24 protein-coding genes are annotated in these 19,264 nt (G+C 68.7%); 19 read left to right on the top strand and 5 right to left on the bottom strand.

Features of this window, described 5'->3' with window-relative positions; all coding sequences use genetic code 11:
• The first annotated feature begins 8 nt into the window (after nt 1–8).
• Nucleotides 9–677, top strand: coding sequence for a hypothetical protein (locus NJ1_RS08690; protein WP_067689995.1), 669 nt, complete (start codon nt 9–11; stop codon nt 675–677).
• Between the two features lie 115 nt (nt 678–792).
• Here NJ1_RS08690 and NJ1_RS08685 read toward each other — a convergent pair whose 3' ends face one another.
• Entirely contained in the window at nt 793–1,002 is a 210-nt protein-coding gene (locus NJ1_RS08685) for a CsbD family protein (RefSeq protein WP_067689992.1), read from the bottom strand.
• A 162-nt stretch (nt 1,003–1,164) separates the two neighbouring features.
• Here NJ1_RS08685 and NJ1_RS08680 point away from each other — a divergent pair, with 162 nt between their 5' ends.
• The 10 genes from NJ1_RS08680 (at nt 1,165) to pdxS (ending at nt 7,203) form a co-directional block, all read left to right on the top strand.
• Nucleotides 1,165–1,731 (top strand): RNA polymerase sigma factor, encoded by a 567-nt coding sequence (locus NJ1_RS08680; protein ID WP_245717291.1) that lies wholly within the window; start codon nt 1,165–1,167, stop codon nt 1,729–1,731.
• A complete protein-coding gene (locus NJ1_RS08675) occupies nt 1,722–2,306 on the top strand; it encodes a hypothetical protein (RefSeq protein ID WP_067689989.1) in 585 nt (194 codons plus the stop codon). The genes NJ1_RS08680 and NJ1_RS08675 overlap by 10 nt, the downstream gene beginning before the upstream one ends.
• The gene (locus tag NJ1_RS08670; protein WP_067689986.1) at nt 2,303–2,683 is read left to right on the top strand and encodes an Asp23/Gls24 family envelope stress response protein; all 381 of its coding nucleotides are present in this window, start codon (nt 2,303–2,305) and stop codon (nt 2,681–2,683) included. The genes NJ1_RS08675 and NJ1_RS08670 overlap by 4 nt, the downstream gene beginning before the upstream one ends.
• A 353-nt stretch (nt 2,684–3,036) precedes the next feature.
• Entirely contained in the window at nt 3,037–3,348 is a 312-nt protein-coding gene (locus tag NJ1_RS08660) for a hypothetical protein (protein WP_245717290.1), read from the top strand.
• A 68-nt stretch (nt 3,349–3,416) separates the two neighbouring features.
• Nucleotides 3,417–3,887 carry an Asp23/Gls24 family envelope stress response protein gene (locus NJ1_RS08655; protein ID WP_067689978.1) on the top strand — a complete coding sequence of 157 codons (471 nt, stop codon included), beginning with the start codon at nt 3,417–3,419 and terminating at the stop codon, nt 3,885–3,887.
• Nucleotides 3,888–3,912: 25 nt separating this feature from the next.
• A complete protein-coding gene (locus NJ1_RS08650) occupies nt 3,913–4,101 on the top strand; it encodes a hypothetical protein (protein WP_067689975.1) in 189 nt (62 codons plus the stop codon).
• An 80-nt stretch (nt 4,102–4,181) separates the two neighbouring features.
• Nucleotides 4,182–4,511, top strand: a complete 330-nt coding sequence (locus NJ1_RS08645; RefSeq protein ID WP_157573842.1) for an Asp23/Gls24 family envelope stress response protein — start codon at nt 4,182–4,184, stop codon at nt 4,509–4,511.
• A complete protein-coding gene (locus NJ1_RS08640) occupies nt 4,508–5,269 on the top strand; it encodes a DUF6286 domain-containing protein (protein WP_067689967.1) in 762 nt (253 codons plus the stop codon). Before NJ1_RS08645 ends, NJ1_RS08640 begins: the two co-directional genes overlap by 4 nt.
• Nucleotides 5,266–5,838 (top strand): hypothetical protein, encoded by a 573-nt coding sequence (locus NJ1_RS08635; protein WP_067689965.1) that lies wholly within the window; start codon nt 5,266–5,268, stop codon nt 5,836–5,838. The genes NJ1_RS08640 and NJ1_RS08635 overlap by 4 nt, the downstream gene beginning before the upstream one ends.
• A gap of 462 nt (nt 5,839–6,300) precedes the next feature.
• Complete coding sequence (gene pdxS, locus NJ1_RS08630) at nt 6,301–7,203, top strand: pyridoxal 5'-phosphate synthase lyase subunit PdxS (protein ID WP_067690201.1); 903 nt, start codon at nt 6,301–6,303, stop codon at nt 7,201–7,203.
• Nucleotides 7,204–7,289: 86 nt separating this feature from the next.
• On the opposite strand, the gene NJ1_RS08625 is transcribed toward pdxS, so the two are convergent.
• Complete coding sequence (locus NJ1_RS08625) at nt 7,290–7,919, bottom strand: GNAT family N-acetyltransferase (RefSeq protein ID WP_169813112.1); 630 nt, start codon at nt 7,917–7,919, stop codon at nt 7,290–7,292.
• Nucleotides 7,920–8,260: 341 nt separating this feature from the next.
• Between NJ1_RS08625 and NJ1_RS08620 the strand changes: the two genes are divergently transcribed.
• Nucleotides 8,261–9,115 carry an MHYT domain-containing protein gene (locus NJ1_RS08620; protein ID WP_084477892.1) on the top strand — a complete coding sequence of 285 codons (855 nt, stop codon included), beginning with the start codon at nt 8,261–8,263 and terminating at the stop codon, nt 9,113–9,115.
• Nucleotides 9,116–9,229: 114 nt separating this feature from the next.
• Here the strand turns inward: NJ1_RS08620 and NJ1_RS08615 are convergent, their stop codons facing one another.
• Nucleotides 9,230–9,862 carry a nucleoside/nucleotide kinase family protein gene (locus NJ1_RS08615; protein WP_067689959.1) on the bottom strand — a complete coding sequence of 211 codons (633 nt, stop codon included), beginning with the start codon at nt 9,860–9,862 and terminating at the stop codon, nt 9,230–9,232.
• 130 nt (nt 9,863–9,992) lie between these two features.
• Here NJ1_RS08615 and NJ1_RS08610 point away from each other — a divergent pair, with 130 nt between their 5' ends.
• Nucleotides 9,993–10,844, top strand: coding sequence for an acyl-CoA thioesterase (locus tag NJ1_RS08610; protein WP_067689957.1), 852 nt, complete (start codon nt 9,993–9,995; stop codon nt 10,842–10,844).
• 115 nt (nt 10,845–10,959) lie between these two features.
• Here the strand turns inward: NJ1_RS08610 and NJ1_RS08605 are convergent, their stop codons facing one another.
• Nucleotides 10,960–12,651, bottom strand: coding sequence for an APC family permease (locus NJ1_RS08605; protein ID WP_084477891.1), 1,692 nt, complete (start codon nt 12,649–12,651; stop codon nt 10,960–10,962).
• 401 nt (nt 12,652–13,052) lie between these two features.
• Between NJ1_RS08605 and pdxT the strand changes: the two genes are divergently transcribed.
• From pdxT to ruvB, 5 genes are all read left to right on the top strand, one after another.
• On the top strand, nt 13,053–13,676 hold the full coding sequence (pdxT, locus tag NJ1_RS08600; protein WP_067689954.1) for a pyridoxal 5'-phosphate synthase glutaminase subunit PdxT: 624 nt from the start codon (nt 13,053–13,055) through the stop codon (nt 13,674–13,676).
• A gap of 169 nt (nt 13,677–13,845) precedes the next feature.
• Nucleotides 13,846–14,601, top strand: a complete 756-nt coding sequence (locus NJ1_RS08595) for a YebC/PmpR family DNA-binding transcriptional regulator (protein WP_067689951.1) — start codon at nt 13,846–13,848, stop codon at nt 14,599–14,601.
• A 182-nt stretch (nt 14,602–14,783) separates the two neighbouring features.
• A complete protein-coding gene (gene ruvC, locus NJ1_RS08590; protein ID WP_067689949.1) occupies nt 14,784–15,353 on the top strand; it encodes a crossover junction endodeoxyribonuclease RuvC in 570 nt (189 codons plus the stop codon).
• Nucleotides 15,350–15,955 (top strand): Holliday junction branch migration protein RuvA, encoded by a 606-nt coding sequence (ruvA, locus tag NJ1_RS08585; protein WP_067689946.1) that lies wholly within the window; start codon nt 15,350–15,352, stop codon nt 15,953–15,955. Before ruvC ends, ruvA begins: the two co-directional genes overlap by 4 nt.
• A 24-nt stretch (nt 15,956–15,979) precedes the next feature.
• Nucleotides 15,980–17,083 (top strand): Holliday junction branch migration DNA helicase RuvB, encoded by a 1,104-nt coding sequence (gene ruvB / locus NJ1_RS08580; protein WP_067690195.1) that lies wholly within the window; start codon nt 15,980–15,982, stop codon nt 17,081–17,083.
• A gap of 143 nt (nt 17,084–17,226) precedes the next feature.
• On the opposite strand, the gene NJ1_RS08575 is transcribed toward ruvB, so the two are convergent.
• Nucleotides 17,227–17,946: a FadR/GntR family transcriptional regulator gene (locus tag NJ1_RS08575; RefSeq protein ID WP_067689943.1), complete on the bottom strand. Its 720-nt coding sequence runs from the start codon at nt 17,944–17,946 to the stop codon at nt 17,227–17,229.
• Nucleotides 17,947–18,104: 158 nt separating this feature from the next.
• Here NJ1_RS08575 and NJ1_RS08570 point away from each other — a divergent pair, with 158 nt between their 5' ends.
• Nucleotides 18,105–19,247: an acetamidase/formamidase family protein gene (locus NJ1_RS08570; protein ID WP_218025151.1), complete on the top strand. Its 1,143-nt coding sequence runs from the start codon at nt 18,105–18,107 to the stop codon at nt 19,245–19,247.
• The last annotated feature ends 17 nt before the right edge of the window (nt 19,248–19,264 follow it).

Genomic DNA, 19,264 nt, shown 5'->3' with positions numbered 1-19,264 from the left:
CTTCGGGTATGAAGCTGATGTACGCCCTCTGGGGCGATGGTCTGGACGAGCGACTGCACGGGGCCGAACTGCGGCAGCGGCTGGCAGATATCGGAGCGACCGAGCTGCAGGTGAACGTGCGCGATGCGCACGTCGCGGCCTCGCAGATGCGCCATACCACCTATGACGAGCCGATCGCGGCCATCCTCAGCGTCCGGACCGAGGGCGATCACGCCTCCGTCACCGACGCGCTGACGCCGATCACCGACGAGATCGACGGCTGGATCGTGGACGAGCGCACGCCCATCGTGCCGCCTCCGGTGGCGAGCGGGGTGCGCACCGAGGCGCTGGCCAATATCGCGCTGCTGCGTATTCCGGCGGATCTGACCCGGGAGGAATGGCTGCATCGCTGGCACGACCTGCACACCACGGTCGCCATCGAAACCCAGGACACCTTCGGCTACGTGCAGAACACCGTGCGTGAGCCGATCACCGGTGGCAAGCGGGTCGATGCCCTGGTCGAGGAGCTCTTCCCGATGGCCGCCATGACCAGCCCGCACGCCTTCTACGGCAGTGGCGGCGACGACGCGGAGTTGCAGCGCCGGGTCACACGAATGATGGAGAGCGTCGTGTCGTTCGGCGCGCACCTGGATCTGGATCTGATCCCGACGAGCCGGTACGTCTACCCGCTGGTCTGACCTCACCGCCGCCGGGCCGTACCGCCGGGCGTCGCCGGTCGAAGACCCTTGAACCGCGAATGTCCCGGTACCACCGAACAGGTGGCACCGGGACATGTCGCGTTGATGCCGACGGCTACTTCTTGCCGAATTTGTCCTTGACGGCCTGCACGGCTCCGTTGACGGTGTCCTTCACCTCGTCGACGGCCTTCTCGAAGCCGGCTTCGATCTGATCGGCCTTGCCCTCGGCGCGCATGTCCTCGTCACCCGTCACATTGCCGGCCGCCTCCTTGGCCTTGCCGCCGAGTTCCTGGGCCTTGTTGTCGATCTTGTCGTTGAGAGACATCCGAACCTCCGTATCGATGGGGCGATCGTGGTCGTGCCTGTTTCAGACGCACCGGCAAGCCTAATCGTCACTCAGCTATTTGTGAGACAACGATCACGCATACTTCTTCGTGACGATTCCCGCTGACCGATGTCTTGCAGTGTGTAGCGGTGAGGAGGTGTTGTGAAAGTGTCCGATGGGGCAGCTTCGGTGGAGCTGGATGATGCCACCCTGGTCGATCGCGTGCGGGACGGAGACGTCCGGGCATACGAGCAGCTAGTCCTGCGCTATCAGGGCGCGATGTTCCGCCTGGCCTCACGCATGGTGGCGGACCGCAGCGAAGCCGAGGACATCGTGCAGGAGGCGTTCCTGACCGCCTGGCGGCGAATCGGCCAACTCCAGGACGACAACGCTTTCGCGGGGTGGCTCTATCGCATGACCACCAACCGCTGCCTGAACGTGTTGCGGGCGCGCCAGATCCCGGCCGACGTCGACCCCGACAGCACCGAATCCCCGCGCACCGACACCCGACCCGAACATGCCGCCCAGGTCAACAGCCAGCTCGAGGCCCTGACCGCGGCACTGCAGGAACTGACCCCCGAACAGCGCGCCTGCTGGCTGCTGCGCGAGGTACACGGCCGCTCCTACGAGGAGATCGGCGAGATCGTCGGCACGAACCCCACCGCTGTTCGCGGTCGGATCGCGCGGGCCCGAGCGCAACTGGCAGAGGTGATGAAACCGTGGCGGTGACAGAGACCGAACAGGACTACGAACTGCCCTGCGGGCGCGGCCTCGAACGAGTCTGGGACCGGTTGGAGGCGGTGCAGAACGGTTCGGCCGACGCGCACGAGGCGAGCTGCACCCACTGCCGCACCGCCCGGGAAAGCCTGTTCGCGCTGCGCGCGGTGACCCAGGAGTTGATCGACGAACCCGATCCGGCGCCCCCGGACCTGTTCGGCCGCATCATGTTCGCGGTGCGCTCGGAGGTGCGGCGCGGGGCGACCCTGAGCCTGGCCACCCCGCACGCGGGTGCGGTCGGGGTGAGCGAGCAGGCCGTCGCGGTGGTGCTGCGGTTCGCCGCCGACAGCGTGGATGGAGTGCGGGCCCGGCGGTGCCGACTGCGCAAGGTCGGCGTCGGGCCGGACGGGGAAACCGTCGTTCATATTTCGATGACCATCGCGGTGCGGGTCGACAGTCAGGGTGTGCAGGGGCTCGTGCCGCTGGTGCGCGAACGGGTCACCGCGGCGGCGTCCGCGCGGGCCGCGCTGCTGGTCGGGCGCCTGGACATCTCCATCGTGGACGTCTATCAGGACGGAGTCCGATGACCGCGCGAAAGTCCAGGTCCGAACTCATCGTCGCGGACGAGGTGGTCGCGGCCGTCGCCGTGCACGCGGCCGCGGCGGTGCCCGGCGTGTCCCGGGTCGAGGTGGGCCTGCGCGGACTGGTCGGCGAACTCACCCGGGCCGGAAGGCAACTGTGGACCGGATTCGAGGCCGCCTCGGTGCACGGCGCCCGGGTTCGTCGCGATCCGGACGGCGGGCTTGGCGTGCACGTCGATGTGTCGATCGGTCCCGAACGCCATGTCGGAGTCGTCGGGACCGCCGTGCAACACGCCGTGGTGCGGGTCGTGCGCGAACAGACCGGCGTCACAGTCGGCGAGGTGTCGGTGACGATCGTGGATATCGAACCGGAGGCGCGATGAAGCCCGGAGAGACAGTGCGGCCCGCGGATGCGGCGTCGCCCGAGAAACTCGCGGAGATCGACAGGTCCGGGGGTGCGGCGAAGACCGCGGATGCCGTGAAGTCCGGGAACGCAGCGAAGTCCGGGACCACAGCGAAGCCCGGGACTACCGCGAAGCCCGGGACCACAGCGAAGCCCGGGACCACAGCGAAGCCCGGGACCACCGCGAAGTCCGGGACCACCGCGAAGCCAGGCAACACAGAGAAGCCGGGGAACACTGCGAAGCCCGCGCGGGTCGCGTCGTCCGGGGGCTCGGCGAAACCCACGGCCGGGGTGAAGTCCCGGGCCGGTGCGGCAGCGAAAGGCACAGGAGCGGTGAAGTCGTCGGGGGAGATGGTCGACACGCTGGCCGAGGTGGTGGCGGGCCTGCCGGGCCTGCGCCCGGCCTCGTCGATCAAGGACAGCGCCTGGGTGCCCTGGCCGGGGCGGTCCACCGCCATCGGTCTGGCTTCGGACCTCGTCGAATTCCGGGTCGTGGCAAGCGAATTGCCGCTGCGCGCGCTGCTGGATCGGCTGAACGAGGCGGTCGCCCCGGTGCTCGCGGGGACACGCTGGTCCGGAGCCAGGATCCGGATGGTCGTGACCGGTCTCGACGCGTCGGCTTTCGAGGAGGCCGACATGACCTGACCTGTGCCGTCCCCGTTGTCCACCATCGCAGGATCGTGTTCCACCGCAAGGGAATCAGGAGAAATCTCATGACCACCACCGCAGCTGACAAGCCGATCACCAAGCCCACCGCCCCCGCCTCGAAGACGGACGGCGAGGGCACCGGTGAACTGAACAGCGAGCAGGGCACCACCACCATCTCCGAACTCGTGGTGCAGAAGATCGCCGGACTGGCCGCCCGCAATGTGCGCGGCGTGCACGATCTCGGCGGCGGCGCGGCTCGTGCGTTCGGCGCGATAAGAGACCGGATTCCGGGCGCGTCCGCCAGTGTGGGACAGGGTGTTTCGGTCGAGGTGGGCGAGAAGCAGGCCGCCGTCGATCTCGAGATCGTCGTCGAATACGGCGTCGCGATCGCCGAACTGGCCAAGGCCATCCGCCGCAATGTGATCGCCGCGATCGAGCAGATGACCGGGCTCGAGGTCGTCGAGGTCAATATCAACGTCAACGACGTCTACATCGGCGACGACGAGGACGAACCCGCCGGTACCCGCGTCCAGTAGCCGCCCGCCGAGCTGAGGAAGTCGTATGAACGCCACATCGATCTGTCTCGCCTTCGGTATCGCACTCGGATTCGCCGCCGCGTTCGGCGGCCTGTCCGCCTTCGCCATCGTGCTGGTCTTCGCCGCCCTCGGTCTGCTGGTGGGCCGCTGGCTGGACGGCGATATGGACCTGTCCGGCATGATCCGGTCCACCCGTGACCGGGGTCGGCGATGACGGCCGCGGTCGCCGCGGAGCCTCCGGGCTCTATGGCCGAGGCGCCTCCGGGCGCTATGGCGGAGGCGCCTCCGGGCGCTATGACGGAGGAACCCCCGGGTCGTACGACGGTCAGCGAGCGCGCCGTACGGCGCATGGCCGCGCGCGCCGCGCTCGAGGTCGACGGCGTGGAATCCGGGGCCACCGTGCAGGCCACCGTCACCGGTGACACGGCCACCCTGCGGGTTTCGCTGCCCATTCGCTATCCGCTCCCGGTGTCGCGAATCGCCGAGGCGTGCCGCGGTCACCTCATCGACCGCACCCGCGAATTGGCGGGTGTGGCGGTGACCGAGGTCGACATCACGGTGGCGGCGCTGCTCACCGACGCCCCGCCGGTGACAACCGGATCCCCGGCCCGGAGGGTGCGATGATCCGTAAGCCGCGCCGGGTCGTGCCCGCAGTCCTGGTCGCACTGGCCTTCCTCGCGCTGTGCCTGATCGCGACCGTCTCGCTCATCCAGAAGCTCACCGGCGACAAGGAACTCGTCTCCTACGACAGCCTCGCCGACCGCCTGCAGCACACCCAGTGGGGCAACACGGGCGTTCTCGCCGTCGGTGTGCTCACCGCCGCCGCGGGCGTGGCCCTGCTCGTCGTGGCCCTGGTGCCGGGCCGCCCCGTGGTGCTGCCGCTCGAGGACATCGACGGCAACCCCGCCGGTATCACCCGCCGCAGCCTGTGCTCGGAGGTGCGCGGCGACACCGAATCCGTGCGCGGCATCGATTCGGCCCGAGTACGGCTGGGCGGCAGGAAGATCCGCGTCTCGGCCGCGGTGTCCCCGGGTCCGCTCGCGCCGGTGCCGCCGATCCCTTCGGCCTCCGGCGCCACCGGTTCGGTGCAACCCGATACGACAGGCACGGCATTGTCCGACGCGGCGGGGCCGACGGTGCCCGACCCGGCCCCCTCGACGGTGCCGGGTGCGGCCGGACCCGAATCGGTGTCGGTCCCGGGTGTTCCGATCACCGCGGATGCCGTGGCCGGGGTGGGGTCCGCGGCGGAATCGGGTACCCCGTCGTCACCGGCCGATGCCGTGCAGCAGGCGGTGTCGGCCACGCTCGATCGAATTCGCCCGGCTCGCATGGAGGTTCGCACCCGCCTGCGGGCGGCTCGCAGGGGAGGCACGACACGATGACCAGATCTCTCGATCGTCCCGCCCGGATGAACCGGGCGCTGCTGGCCATGATCGGACTGCTGCTGCTCGCGGCCGGCGGCTACGCGGTCGCCGCCTACGGGGGCCATCTGAGCTGGGTGGACCCCGACGATTCGCTGATGCCGGACACCTCGGCCCCGCCCCGCTGGGTGCTGGTCGCGCTGGTGATCGGCGCGATCGTGATCGGCCTGCTGTGCCTGCGCTGGATCGCCGCGCAGCTGCACCGCCTCCCGCGCCCGGTGACTTGGGATCTGACCGTGCCCGGCGCGGCCGGCGGCACCACCCTGAGCTCGTCCGTCGCGGCCGACGCGCTGGCCGCGGATCTGGAGTCCTACACCGAGATTCGCGCGGTCGCGGCGAATCTGTCCGGACCCGAACGCGCGCCCGAACTCCATCTGATCGTCACCGCCCACCCCGGCACCGACATCACCGCGCTGCGCCGCCGCATTCTGGGCGAGGGCGTGGCCCGGCTGCGGCAGGCCCTGGAGGTGGCGGTCATTCCGGTCTCCATGGAGTTCCGCCTGAACGAGCACTCACATCGCACCCGCTGACCTGCGACGACCAACACAAGATCAGCTACGCGGACCGGTCGGTCGTCTCTGTGACGGGAGAACGACTGGCCGAGAACGCTTTTCGCGCAGCACGTGAAATCGGGCACATTCTCGGCTAGGGTCCGGGCCAGGTTCGCCGCGCAACAAAGGAAGCGGTGAATCACGTGTGGAGGTGAAATTCTCTCGTGTCCTACCTGCTCTACGACTTCCTGACGCCGTACCTCGGCCCGTCCGCGGCCGAATACTGGGCAACGATGTTCGTGCTGCAACCGCTGGGAGTAACGACGGGGTAGCCCGTCCCGGCATGCAGTGAAGGCACCACCTGTGACGCCCGTCATTCTCAGGATGACGGGCAGTCCAGTCGTGTCGGACTGGCTATCAAGTGGCCTGCTCCCGACGCCTAGAATCAGGATGTTCGAATCCGGATGATCCCGATTGGCCCAGATGACACAGGAGTTTGCCGTGACCACGCCCGACACCACCCCGACCATCGGTACCGCCCGCGTGAAGCGCGGGATGGCCGAGATGCTGAAGGGCGGTGTGATCATGGACGTCGTCAACGCCGAACAGGCCAAGATCGCCGAGGATGCCGGCGCCGTCGCCGTCATGGCCCTCGAGCGCGTGCCCGCCGACATTCGCGCCCAGGGCGGCGTGTCCCGCATGTCCGACCCGGACATGATCGACGGCATCATCAGCGCCGTCTCCATTCCCGTCATGGCCAAGGCCCGCATCGGCCACTTCGTCGAGGCGCAGATCCTGCAGTCCCTGGGCGTGGACTACATCGACGAGTCCGAGGTGCTGACCCCGGCCGACTACGCCAACCACATCGACAAGTGGAACTTCACCATTCCCTTCGTCTGTGGCGCCACCAACCTGGGCGAGGCCCTGCGCCGCATCACCGAGGGCGCGGCCATGATCCGCTCCAAGGGTGAGGCCGGCACCGGTGACGTCTCCAACGCCACCACCCACATGCGCACCATTCGCGGCGAGATCCGTCGGCTGAGCTCGCTCGCGCCGGACGAGCTCTTCGTCGCCGCCAAGGAGCTGCAGGCCCCGTACGAGCTGGTTCGCGAGGTCGCCGAGACCGGCAAGCTGCCGGTGGTCATGTTCACCGCCGGTGGCATCGCCACCCCGGCCGACGCCGCCATGATGATGCAGCTGGGCGCCGAGGGCGTGTTCGTCGGCTCGGGCATCTTCAAGTCCGGCAACCCGGCACAGCGCGCCGCGGCCATCGTCAAGGCCACCACCTTCTTCGACGATCCGGACGTGCTGGCCAAGGTCTCGCGTGGCCTGGGCGAGGCCATGGTCGGCATCAATGTCGAGGAGATCCCGCAGCCGCACCGCCTCGCCGAGCGCGGCTGGTAATCGCCTCGCGCGATCAGCGACACCGAACCGCCGGATGGTCTACCCGACCGTCCGGCGGTTCTCTCGTTCCATGACGGTGCGGCGCCTCAGGGTTCGTAGCGCATGAGCCACACGCGCGGCCCGTTGTCGGGGATGTCCACGGTGCCGGTCACCTCGAAGCCGTAGCGCTGATAGAACGCGACGTTCTCGTACCGGGACGACTCGAGGTGCGCGGGCAGTCGCATGGAGCGGGAGCGTTCGAGCCCGGCCTCCATGAGATCGTGCGCGTGACCGCGCCCACGCGCGGTCGCCGCGACGCCGAGCGTATTGAGGTGCCAATGCGGTTCCAGCGCTTGCGATTTCCAGATCAGTGCGGCGGAGTTCGTCGCGCGGGCGGTGCGCCTGCCGTAGATCCGCCACAGCGCCACCCGGGTGGCCAGCACCGAGGTCGGCGGTACCGGCCGGCGATGCATCGCCAGCCATACCGCGCACCCGGCGATGCGCCCGGATCGGTCCAGCGCGATATCGACCCCCTCGCCCGCGTGATGGGCGTACCGGGCCCCGAGTTCGAACGACAGGCGCGATCGGGTCACCATCGAGGTGCCGCCCTGCGGGTGCAGCCAGTTCATCATCGGATCGTCGACGAACGCCCACGCGAGCACCCGCGACACCTCGGGGATGTCCTCGGCCCTCGCCCGGCGCACCGCACTTCTGGATGTCGGCCCCTCTACTCTCACCCCGCGCATGCTAATCCGGACGAAAGGTCCGAGTGCGGCTGGACCCGGTCGTGGTCGTTCCGGCTGAATCTTCAGCCGATGCTTTTTCCGTGCGCCGCAGAGTCTTTGGACCCTAGTCGGGTTGCTGATCGGGTGCTAGATGTCAAGGGCGGCAGACGGCGCGGCGCCGGAAGGCGAAGGCGCGGTGCTACTTCCGCTACCAGCGCGCATACTGTCCAGCACACTTTCTTTCTTAATCGGGATTGTGCTGCGGCAAATTTACTACCTGGTGTTTCGACGATTATCTTCGGCTCAGTCATCCGGTGCGACAGTAGAATCGAACGCTCTGGCAAGGAGCCCGCATGCTGGAAATAGACCAGTTCACGTATGGCTGGCTCACCCCGGCACTCGCCTATCTCATGTCCGTCATCGGCTCGTTGCTGGCATTGCGCTGCATGGTGCGGGCGCGCAGCCGATCCGGGCGGGACTCCCATCGCGGCTGGGTCGCCATCGGTGCGGTCGCGCTGGGCGGCACCGGTATCTGGGTCATGCATTTCATTGCGATGCTGGGCTTTTCGGTGCACGACGCGACCATCCGCTACGACGTGCCGATCACGGTGCTGAGCGCCGTCATCGCCATGGGAGTGGTGTGGCTGGGGCTCTCGATCGTGGTGCACCGGCACGCGGAGGCCTTCGCGCTCATCATCGGCGGGGCGATCACCGGACTCGGCGTCGGTGCGATGCACTACGCCGGCATGTACGCCATGAAAACCGATGTGGCGGTGCGCTACGACCCCTGGATCGTGCTGCTCTCGCTGGGGATCGCGATCGTCGCGGCGACCGCCGCGCTGTGGTTCGCCCTGCACGTGCGCGGTATCGCGGCCACCGTCGGCGCGGCCCTGATCATGGGAATCGCGGTGTGCGGCATGCACTACACCGGGATGTACGCCATGCACGCCCACGTCGCCGAGCACATGCGCGCACCCTCGGGCGCGCAGGCCGACCAACTGCTGACCCCGCTCATCATCGCGGTCGGTATGGTGACCATGCTGATGCTGCTGCAGGTCGGCTTCACCGATATCGACGAACCGGATCTGAGCCGCATCCGGGGCCAGTACGCGAGCCGCTACTGGCACAGCCGCGGCAGTTCGGTCGAGAGCCGCTTTCCCCCTGATGATTTCCCCACCGAGACCTTCGACGCGCGCCACCGCCGGTAGATGTCGACGCCGTGCAGCGCGGTCCCGGGGCGGGCAGCCGTGAGTATCGGCGACGCACCGCTTCCGGTCGATCAGCGGGCACGTCCAGGCTGCGGCGCAGGGCGTTCCGGCTGCTCAGTCTCGGGCGCTGTGCGGCGCCCGGATCCGCACCGCCGGGCGGGTCGGGTGATCCCAGGCGACCAGTATGTCGGGGTCCTCGCTGTGTTCGCGCTGGTGTTCGCGCAGGCCGTCCACGGTGAAACCCTGCTCGGGCTTGGTATGCCGTCGCAGTGCCGGGTCCGACATGCGCAGGGCCAGGGTCAGATCGAAGGGCAGCGCGCGGCCCAGCAGCATGGGTCCGGCGACCAGCAGCACGGTATCGGGTGCGGCGGTGCGGATTCGGGCGCGGGCGGAGCGATCGGTGTCCTCGTTCCACAGGGCCGGGAGCCAGCGGCCGTGTTGCCGGAGTGATTCGAGGACTTCGCGGGACAGGGCCGGATAGTCGAACCATGCGGTGCGATAGGTGAATTCGCCCGCGCGATCGTATTCCAGGCGGACCGAGGCGGGGCGGACGAAATCGTGCAGGTCGACCACGTCCGAGGGGCGGCCGCCGGCGCGCAGGCGCTCGGTGACGGCCCGGGCGAACGTCACGGGGTGGGCCGCGTCGGCCCCGTCCACGGCGATCACCGCGTGGCCCGGCAGCTCGGCGGCCCGCTCGGCGATCAGGCCGATCAGGCCGTCGGGGGTGATCGCGGTGAAATCGGGCACCGGACCATCATGATCGATCCTGCGGGACCGGCGCGGTGCGGGGGACACGCACGGCGTTGCGGCAGGTCGCGCCGGTGCCGCCGGTGTCCGGTTGTTAGCCTGAGCCGGACAATCCGGAAGGGAACGATGCATGGCGACGATCGAAGAGGCACTCGAGATCGAGCAGATCGAGCGCGACATCTTCCGTGGCGCGTCCACGAAGACCCAGCTGCCGCGCACGTTCGGCGGTCAGGTCGCCGGGCAGGCGCTGGTGTCGGCGGTGCGCACGGTGGCGTCGGGATATCAGGTGCATTCGCTGCACGGATACTTCCTGCGCCCGGGCAATCCGGTCGAGCCGACCGTCTACCTGGTCGACCGCATCCGGGACGGGCGTTCGTTCTGCACGCGGCGGGTGACGGGCGTGCAGAACGGTGAGGCCATCTTCACCATGTCGGCGTCGTTCCACGTCGGGGACGAGGGACCCGAGCATCAGGATCGGATGCCGACAGTGCCACCGCCGCACGACCTTCCGGACGCGCGCACCTCGATGAGCCCCGAGCGGCTGTGGGCGATGCGCGAGTGGGAGCACTGGGATATTCGCACCATCCCGCAGGAGCAGGTGGATCGCCGCGGCGGCCTGGCCGCCCAGCAGCAGGTGTGGTTCCAGTATCGCCACGCCCTGTCGGACGATCCGCTGTTCCACGTGTGCACCCTGGCCTATATGAGCGATATGACCCTGCTGGGCTCCTCCAAGGTCCCGCACCCCGACGATCCCACCCAGAACGCGTCGCTGGATCACGCCATGTGGTTCCTGCGACCCTTCCGCGCCGACGACTGGCTGCTCTACGACCAGCAGTCGCCCTCGGCCGGTTTCGGCCGCGCCCTGACCGGCGGCCGCATCTGGAACCAGCAGGGCGAACTGGTCGCGGTCGTGGTGCAGGAGGGCCTGATCCGCAACTTCCGCGACAAGCAGTCCGGCTCGCATCCCGAGGGAACGAACTGAGGCTCGCCGCAACGTATTCGGCGGCGGCGAGTGCGCACGCGGAGGGTCGCCGGTGCGGATGATCCGGCGATCGAGGGGGCGCGGTCCGACTGGTCCGGCCTCGGTGCACGCGCGCTCAAGCGGTCTGCACGCGCAGATGGCACACGACCGTATCGGGCATCCGGCGCAGGATCCGCTCGAGTTCGTCGCTGCGATGGCTGGGCAGCACGTGATGCCAGCCCGCGGGCGGTTCGATCTCGGCGATCACGACGACCTTGCGACGATCGGGGAAGTGGTCGCGGACGTAGCGGGCGATCGGCCCGCCGACGGTCGTGTCGCCGTCCTCGAGCAGCAGCAGCCGCACGTCCGGATGCCATACCTCCCACTCCTTGGTGAACAGGCCGATGTTCTCCCCGGCCAAGCACACGTGCACGGCGGTGACGTCGCGGCCCAGGGACATCGCGGCCGAGAGCGCCTCCCGGCTGAGTTCGGACACCTCCGAGACCGGCACGATGATGGCGGTGTCGGAGGGTCGCGGCGTCGCGGGCACGCATCCCACGCCCTTGCGGTCGTCGATGCGGTGATAGGTCGTGCGGATCCGCTCCATCGCCCACACCAGCACGGGCAGCACCAGCACGATCACCCAGGCGCCCTCGGTGAACTTCATCGCGGTGGTGACGATCGCGGCCACGAAGGTCAGCACCGCGCCGAACCCGTTGAGCGCCAGCCGCCATCGCCTGCCGGGAGTCCGGGTGAGCATCCAGTGCCGGACCATGCCGACCTGAGCGATGGTGAATCCGACGAACACTCCGATCGCGAACAGCGGGACCAGAGCGTTCATATCGCCCTTCGAGGCCGCGAGCAGTACGGCCGCCGAAATGCCCAGTGCCAGTACGCCGAAGCGGTACACCTGTCGCGGTGAGCGCACCGCGAATCGGTGCGGGAGGCAGTTGTCGTCGGCCAGGATCTTGGTCAGGGTCGGGAGTCCGCCGTAGGAGGTGTTGGCCGCCAGCGCGAGCAGGACGACCGTCGCGAATTGCACTGTGTAGTAGCCGATTCCGTGTCCCAGTGAGGCCTGGGTCAATTGCGAGAGCACGGTGGTGCCCTCGATGGGGTGCACCTGGAACTTCTCGATCAGCGTCGCCAGCCCGATCAGCATGAGCCCCAGCAGCACGCCCAGCGCGACCTCGGCGCGCTGGGCCCGCCGCACGCGTGGCTTCGCGAAACTCGGGACCGCGTTGGCGATCGCCTCGACTCCGGTCAGCGCCGCGCAGCCGCTGGAGAATGCCTTGAGCAGCAACAGGACTCCGATGGTGCGCGCATCGGTCCCCACCGCCGCGCCGGTCGCGACGCTCGCCGGTTCCGAGCGCAGCAGTCCGCCGACGATCACCGCGAAGATCCCGAGCACGAACACGACCGTGGGTGCCATGAAAGCCCGCGCGCTCTCGCGAATGCCGTAGAGGTTCAGCACCGTCACCCCGACGAGCACCGCCAGGCAGATCCACACCGTGTACCGATGGGCCTGCCCGAAGGCGGAGGTCAGCGCGGCCACGCCCGCCGCGATCGAGACCGCCACGTTCAGCACGTAGTCCACGATCAGCGAGGCGGCGGCGAACAGGCTGGTGCGGTGCCCGAGCCGTTCCCTCGCGACCGCGTACGCCCCACCGCCGTTCGGGAACGCGGCGATGACCTGCCGATAGGACGCGATGAGCACGGCCAGCAGCACCACGATCGCCAGTGTCACCGGCAGCGTGAAGCCCAGTCCCGCGGCTCCGGCGGCGGCCAGCACCAGCACGATGGCCTCGGGCCCGTACGACACCGAGGCCATGGCATCGAGGGAGAGCCCGGCCAGCCCGGTCGATACGGTCAGCCCGCGTCGCGGCGAGGGCGCATCGACATCCTCACTCGGCTCGGGCGAGGTTTGCGCAAGCACATCAGTCACAACGCGGAGTGTGCGCCGAAACGACCGCTCCGACACCGATCCTGACGGAACCCTGACACCCGCTGTGCCGAGCGCCACCCGCCGTACCCGACCGAACAGGTCCGCGGTCATGGCCGCAAGCTCCGCGATGTCCGACCCGCCGGGCGCCCGCGCCGCAGCGTGACATCGACGATCGGCCCGCTGCCCGGAACGAGTCCGAACATCGCCGGGCGCCCTCAGCGCGGGTTCGCCGATCCCGTTCGGTCGCTCCGGGCTGGGTGAGCCGGGCCACAGACCGGGCGAAACGTATGCTCGACGGCGTGAAACCGACGATCGGGGTGCTGGCCCTGCAGGGAGACGTGCGCGAACACCTGCATGCTTTGACGGCGTGCGGGGCCGAAGCGGTGCCCGTGCGGCGCGAGTCCGAACTCGCCGCGGTCGACGCGCTGGTGTTGCCCGGCGGTGAATCCACCACCATCAGCAAACTGCTGGAGGTCTTCGAACTGCTCGAGCCGGTGCGCGCGCGACTGCGCGAGGGCATGCCCGCGTACGGATCGTGCGCGGGCATGATCCTGCTCGCGTCGCAGGTGCTCGACACCCGCCCGGATATGCAGGCCCTGCACGGCATCGATATGACGGTCCGGCGTAATGCCTTCGGCCGTCAGGTGGATTCGTTCGAGACCGATCTGGACTTCGCCGGTATCGAGGACGGCCCGGTGCGCGCGGTGTTCATTCGCGCCCCGTGGGTGGAACACGCCGGTGACGATGTCGAGGTGCTGGCGCGGGTGCCCTCGGGTCCGGCGGCCGGGCGGATCGTCGCCGTGCGCCAAGGCAATGTGCTGGCTACCTCCTTCCATCCCGAGGTGACCGGCGATCTGCGCGTGCACGAACTGTTCGTCGACACCGTGGTGCGCCCGCGCGCCGGGGTCTGACCGACGGGCGCGATCACGCGGTTCCGAACGATGGGCGCGATCGCGCGGGCTCGCTCGTACTGTGAAGATCGACCAGGAACCGACCGCAGTAAACTGGGGCAGTTGTCCGTCCCCGGGCGGGTACGTTGCCCTGAGATGAACCCAACCCCCTGAAACGAGGAAGTAGGGAATGAGCGGCCACTCCAAATGGGCCACCACCAAGCACAAGAAGGCCGGTATCGACGCGAAGCGCGGCAAGCTCTTCGCCAAGTTGATCAAGAACATCGAGGTGGCGGCCCGCACCGGTGGTAGTGACCCGGACGGCAACCCGACGCTGTACGACGCCATCCAGAAGGCGAAGAAGTCGTCGGTCCCGAACGACAATATCGAGCGTGCGCGCAAACGCGGCGGCGGTGAGGAGGCGGGCGGCGCCGACTGGCAGACCATCATGTACGAGGGCTACGGCCCCAACGGCGTGGCGGTGCTGATCGAGTGCCTCACCGACAACCGCAACCGCGCCGCGGGCGAGGTCCGGGTGGCCATGACCCGCAACGGCGGCAATATGGCCGATCCGGGGTCGGTGTCGTACCTGTTCCACCGCAAGGGCATCGTCACCCTGGAGAAGAACGGTCTCTCCGAGGACGACGTGCTGATGGCGGTGCTGGACGCCGGCGCCGAAGAGGTCAGCGATCTGGGCGATACCTTCGAGGTCATCTCCGAGCCGACCGACCTCATCGAGGTCCGAAAGGCGCTGCAGGCGGCCGGAATCGACTACGACTCCGCCGAATCGGGTTTCCAGCCCTCGATGTCGGTGCAGGCCGACGCCGAGACCGCCCGCAAGGTGTTCAAGCTGATCGACGCCCTCGAGGACAGCGACGACGTGCAGAACGTCTTCACCAATATCGACATCTCCGACGAGGTGCTGGCCGAACTCGACGCCGACTAGTCGAGCGAGGCATCCGGTCCCGGTGACCGGCGAAAGCGAAGGCCGCCCCCGATCTCGGAGGCGGCCTTCGCTTTTCCGGACATCGCGTGCGACGGGACATGCCGGGGGAAGTTGGCCGGTGGCGGGCCGGTGTTCCGTTAGACTCTCGAACAGTTGTTCGTCTTCGGTGAGAGGGGTTGCGGGTGCGGGTGATGGGTGTCGACCCCGGGCTCACACGGTGCGGCATCAGCATGGTCGAAAGCGGTTCGGGCCGTAGGGTGACCGCCCTCGCCGTCGACGTGGTGCGCACCCCGCCGGACATGGATCTGGCGCAGCGGCTGATGGGAGTCGCGGACGCCGCCGAGTTGTGGATGGACCGGCACAAGCCGGACGCCGTCGCCATCGAGCGCGTGTTCTCCCAGCACAATGTGCGCACGGCCATGGCCACCGCGCAGGCCGGCGGTGTGATCGCGCTGGCCGCGGCCCGGCGGGGGATCCCCGTGCACTTCCACACTCCGAGCCAGGTGAAAGCCGCTGTCACAGGCAATGGTTCGGCCGATAAAGCGCAGGTGACCGCCATGGTCACCAAGATTCTCGGACTCGCCGTCGCGCCCAAACCCGCCGATGCCGCCGACGCGCTCGCCCTGGCCATCTGCCATTGTTGGCGAGCGCCGATGATCGACCGCATAGCGAAGGCCGAGGCCCTGGCGGCGGCTCAGCGGCGCATGTACGAGGAAAGGCTTGCCCAGCAACGGAAGGCGGTAACGCGGTGATCGCGTCGGTACGCGGCGAGGTGCTCGAGATCGGGCTCGACCATGTGGTGCTGGAGGCGGCCGGAGTCGGTTATCGGCTCAATGCCACCCCTGCCACCCTGGGCGCGCTCACTCGCGGCGAGGATGCCCGCCTCCTGACCACCATGATCGTGCGTGAGGATTCGATGACCCTGTTCGGGTTCTCGGACACCGAGGCGCGCGACCTGTTCGCCCTGCTGCTGTCGGTGTCGGGCGTCGGCCCGAAACTGGCCATGGCGGTCCTGGCGGTACTCGAGCCCGAGGCATTGCGCAAGGCGCTGGCCGAGGGCAATGTGGCCGCGCTGACCCGGGTCCCGGGCATCGGCAAGCGGGGCGCCGAGCGCATGGTGGTGGAGCTGCGCGACAAGGTGGATCTGGTTCCGGTGCAATCGGGTCCGCCCGGATCGGGCCCCGCGCCGATGGTCACGCCGATTCGCGAGCAGGTGATCGAGGCGCTGGTCGGACTCGGATTCCCGGTCAAGCAGGCCGAGCCCGCGGTCGATGCGGTACTGGCGGATTGGGCCGACGCGAACACCTCGCAGGCGCTGCGCACCGCGCTGGGACTGCTGAGCAAGAATCGATAGGCGATCATGATCGACGACGACTTCATGCCCGAGGATTTCCCGTCCGAGGACGCGCTGCCCGGTGCGCTCGACGATCAGTCCGCGGTCACCGCGGGCTATCTGCCCTCCGACGGGGAGATCGAGGCGAGCCTGCGCCCGAAGTCCCTGGAGGACTTCATCGGTCAGCCGCGAGTGCGTGAACAGCTGGCCCTGGTGCTGCGCGGCGCGACACTGCGCGGCGGCACTCCCGATCACGTATTGCTCTCGGGCCCACCGGGTCTGGGCAAGACCAGCATGGCCATGATCATCGCCGGTGAGCTCGGCAGCGCGCTGCGGCTTACCTCCGGCCCGGCGCTCGAGCGTGCCGGTGACCTGGCCGCCATGCTCAGCAATCTGGTCGAGGGCGATGTCCTGTTCATCGACGAGATCCACCGCATGGCACGGCCCGCCGAGGAGATGCTGTACCTGGCGATGGAGGATTTCCGGGTCGACGTGGTGGTCGGCAAGGGGCCGGGCGCGACCTCCATTCCCCTGGACATCGCCCCGTTCACGCTGGTCGGCGCGACCACCCGCTCCGGCGCCCTCACCGGCCCGCTGCGCGACCGCTTCGGCTTCACCGGTCATATGGATTTCTACGAACCCGATGAGCTGCAACGCATTCTGCAGCGCTCGGCCCGCATTCTCGGCGTCCCGCTCGACGAGGACGCCGCCGCGCAGATCGCCGGTCGGTCCCGGGGCACGCCGCGTATCGCCAACCGCCTGCTGCGGCGCGTGCGGGACTACGCCGAGGTCAAGGCCGACGGCATCGTCACCCTCGAGATCGCGCACGCCGCGCTCGCGGTGTACGACGTCGACGCCCTGGGCCTGGACCGGCTCGACCGGGCCGTGCTGAGTGCCCTGATCCGCAGCTTCAACGGCGGCCCGGTCGGCGTGTCCACCCTCGCCGTCGCGGTGGGCGAGGAGTCCGCCACCGTCGAGGAGGTCTGCGAACCCTTCCTGGTACGAGCGGGTTTGGTCGCGCGCACCCCGCGCGGCCGGGTCGCGACGGCCGCGGCGTGGGAACACCTCGGCTTGGTCCCGCCCGCCGATCTGGTCTTCGGCTCGATCGATGTCCGTTCCCGCGAACCCATCCCGGATCTGCACGACTGACTACCGTCGGCGCGGTCCGCGCACAGGTGGCCGTACCCTCCGCGCCCCGGCGATCGAACTCCGAACTACCACAGCCCTTCACGCGTGCGGGACCTCGGGTCTATCCGCCGATGCGCGGACGGTGAAACGGGGCCTGCGAGGATTCAGCGGATGGGCGTCGGACTCGATCGCGGCCGGGGGAGGCTGAGGTCGCGGACTTCGCGGAGATGCCGTTCCATGGCGGCGGACGCCGCGGGGCCGTCGCGGCGGGCCACCGCGTCGTAGATGCGGTGGTGGCCTTCGAGGGAGGTGCGGCGGCCCTGGCGGGTGCGGTGCGAGAGGGTGCGGGTGCGGTGGGTCCAGTCGGTGGTCATGGTGCAGAGCGTGACCAGGAGGGGATTCTGGGCGGCGTGGGCCAGGACGGCGTGGAATTCGACGTCCAGGCGCAGGGATTCCTCGGGGGCGAGGGTGTCGTGCGAGCGGGCCAGCACCGAATCCAGGGCCAGCAGATTGGATTCGAGCGCGCGTAGCGCTGCCAGGTGGGCTATGCGTGGCTCGACGAGGTCTCGCAGTTCGGTGGCATGGGTGAGTTCGATGTCGAGATCGCCCAGGCCGCAGTGCAGTTCGGCCGAGCCGCGGGGCAGGTCGGCCACCGTGCTCCCGCGGCCTTGACGACGTTCGATGAGGTTCTTGGATTCGAGCTCGAACATGGCTTGGCGCAGGGACGACCGCGAGATGTTCAGGTTCGCGGCCAGTTCCCGTTCGGAGGGCAGGCGATCCCCGGCGCGCAGTGCGCCGCTGATGATCATGCCTTCCAGGTGTGCCGCGACCTCCACACTGATGCTGCGCGATCGCCGGCGAAGCGGAGGAATCGGGGTCGTCATCGACTCAACTCTAAATCGGTTCGTATGCAGGCTATTTCGGGTTCGTAAAAGGCGAGTTACGTTCGATTTCCCAGGCTGCGGCCGGGTGTCGGCCTGTCCTATGGTCAGCACATCGGATGGTCCGACCACTGCGGGGTCGGTGTGGGAGAGGTGTGAGCGTGAGGTCGATCGTGCGGGAGGACGCCCCGGCGTTTCCGGTGCTGCAGCGGGGAGTGGGAGTCGGCGCGGACGCGACCTACATCCCGATCGAGCCGTCGGCGGTGTTGTGGGGGCGGTTGCCCCGGACCGGAGACGCGCCGATCGCCGTCATCACGCCCGGAGACACGGTCGTGATCGACACCGTCAGCCACGAGGGCATTCTGGAGGATCAGGGCTCGGATCCGGTCGCCTATTTCGGCGACCACGGCGTCGAGGCCGGTCAGGTACTCGAGGACGCCATCGAGGTGACCGCCACCCGCAAGCGCGACGCCCTGGCCGGTCCGCACATCGTGACCGGGCCGATCGCGGTCTCGGGCGCGATGCCCGGCGATCTGCTGGCCGTGCGCATCGACGAGCTGACCATGCGCGCACCGTACGGTGTCGTCTCCACCCGGCACGCGAAAGGGGTGCTCGCGCACCGGCTCGGATTCGACGGCGACTACGGTCAGTTCTGCCGGGTCCGATCGCGCGACGGACAGTGGTTCGGCACCATGCCGATCCACCGGGATCACCCACACGAGGCCTCGTTCCCGCTGGACCCGTTCCTCGGAATCATCGGTGTCGCAACCGATACCGACTCGCAGCTGTCCTCGGTGCCGCCCGGGCACCACGGCGGCAATATCGATATCCGGCGATTGACCCCCGGCGCGACTCTGTTCCTTCCCGTGCAGGTCCCCGACGCGCACTTCTACATCGGCGATCCCCATTTCGCCCAGGGCAACGGCGAGGTCGCGCTGACCGCTCTGGAAGCGCCGCTGCGGGCCCGCCTGACCGTCGATGTCATTCCCGCCGCACAGGTGAACGCCGGTCTCGGGCGTTCGGTCGGGCCGTTCGCCGCCGGGCACGGACTGCTCATCCCCACCGGTCTGGACGAGGATCTGAACCGCGCTCTCGAAGTCTGTGTGCGCAATGCCGTCGAACTGGTGGTCACCCTGTTCGACGCCGACCCGCGGCAGGCGTATCTGTATCTCAGCGCCGCAAGCGATTTCACCATCTCGCAGGCGGTAGATCAGGTGCGCGGCGTGCACGGGGAGATCCGAGCCGTCGACTTCACGCACCGATCCGCGAGTGATTTCGCCCGGCGTGTGCTCGAGCGGCTGTAGTGAGCACCGACGGCGGG

It is taken from the genome of Nocardia jejuensis NBRC 103114, from assembly GCF_001613145.1.
GTDB lineage: Bacteria > Actinomycetota > Actinomycetes > Mycobacteriales > Mycobacteriaceae > Nocardia > Nocardia jejuensis.
This window is presented reverse-complemented; position numbering and strand designations above follow the sequence as displayed.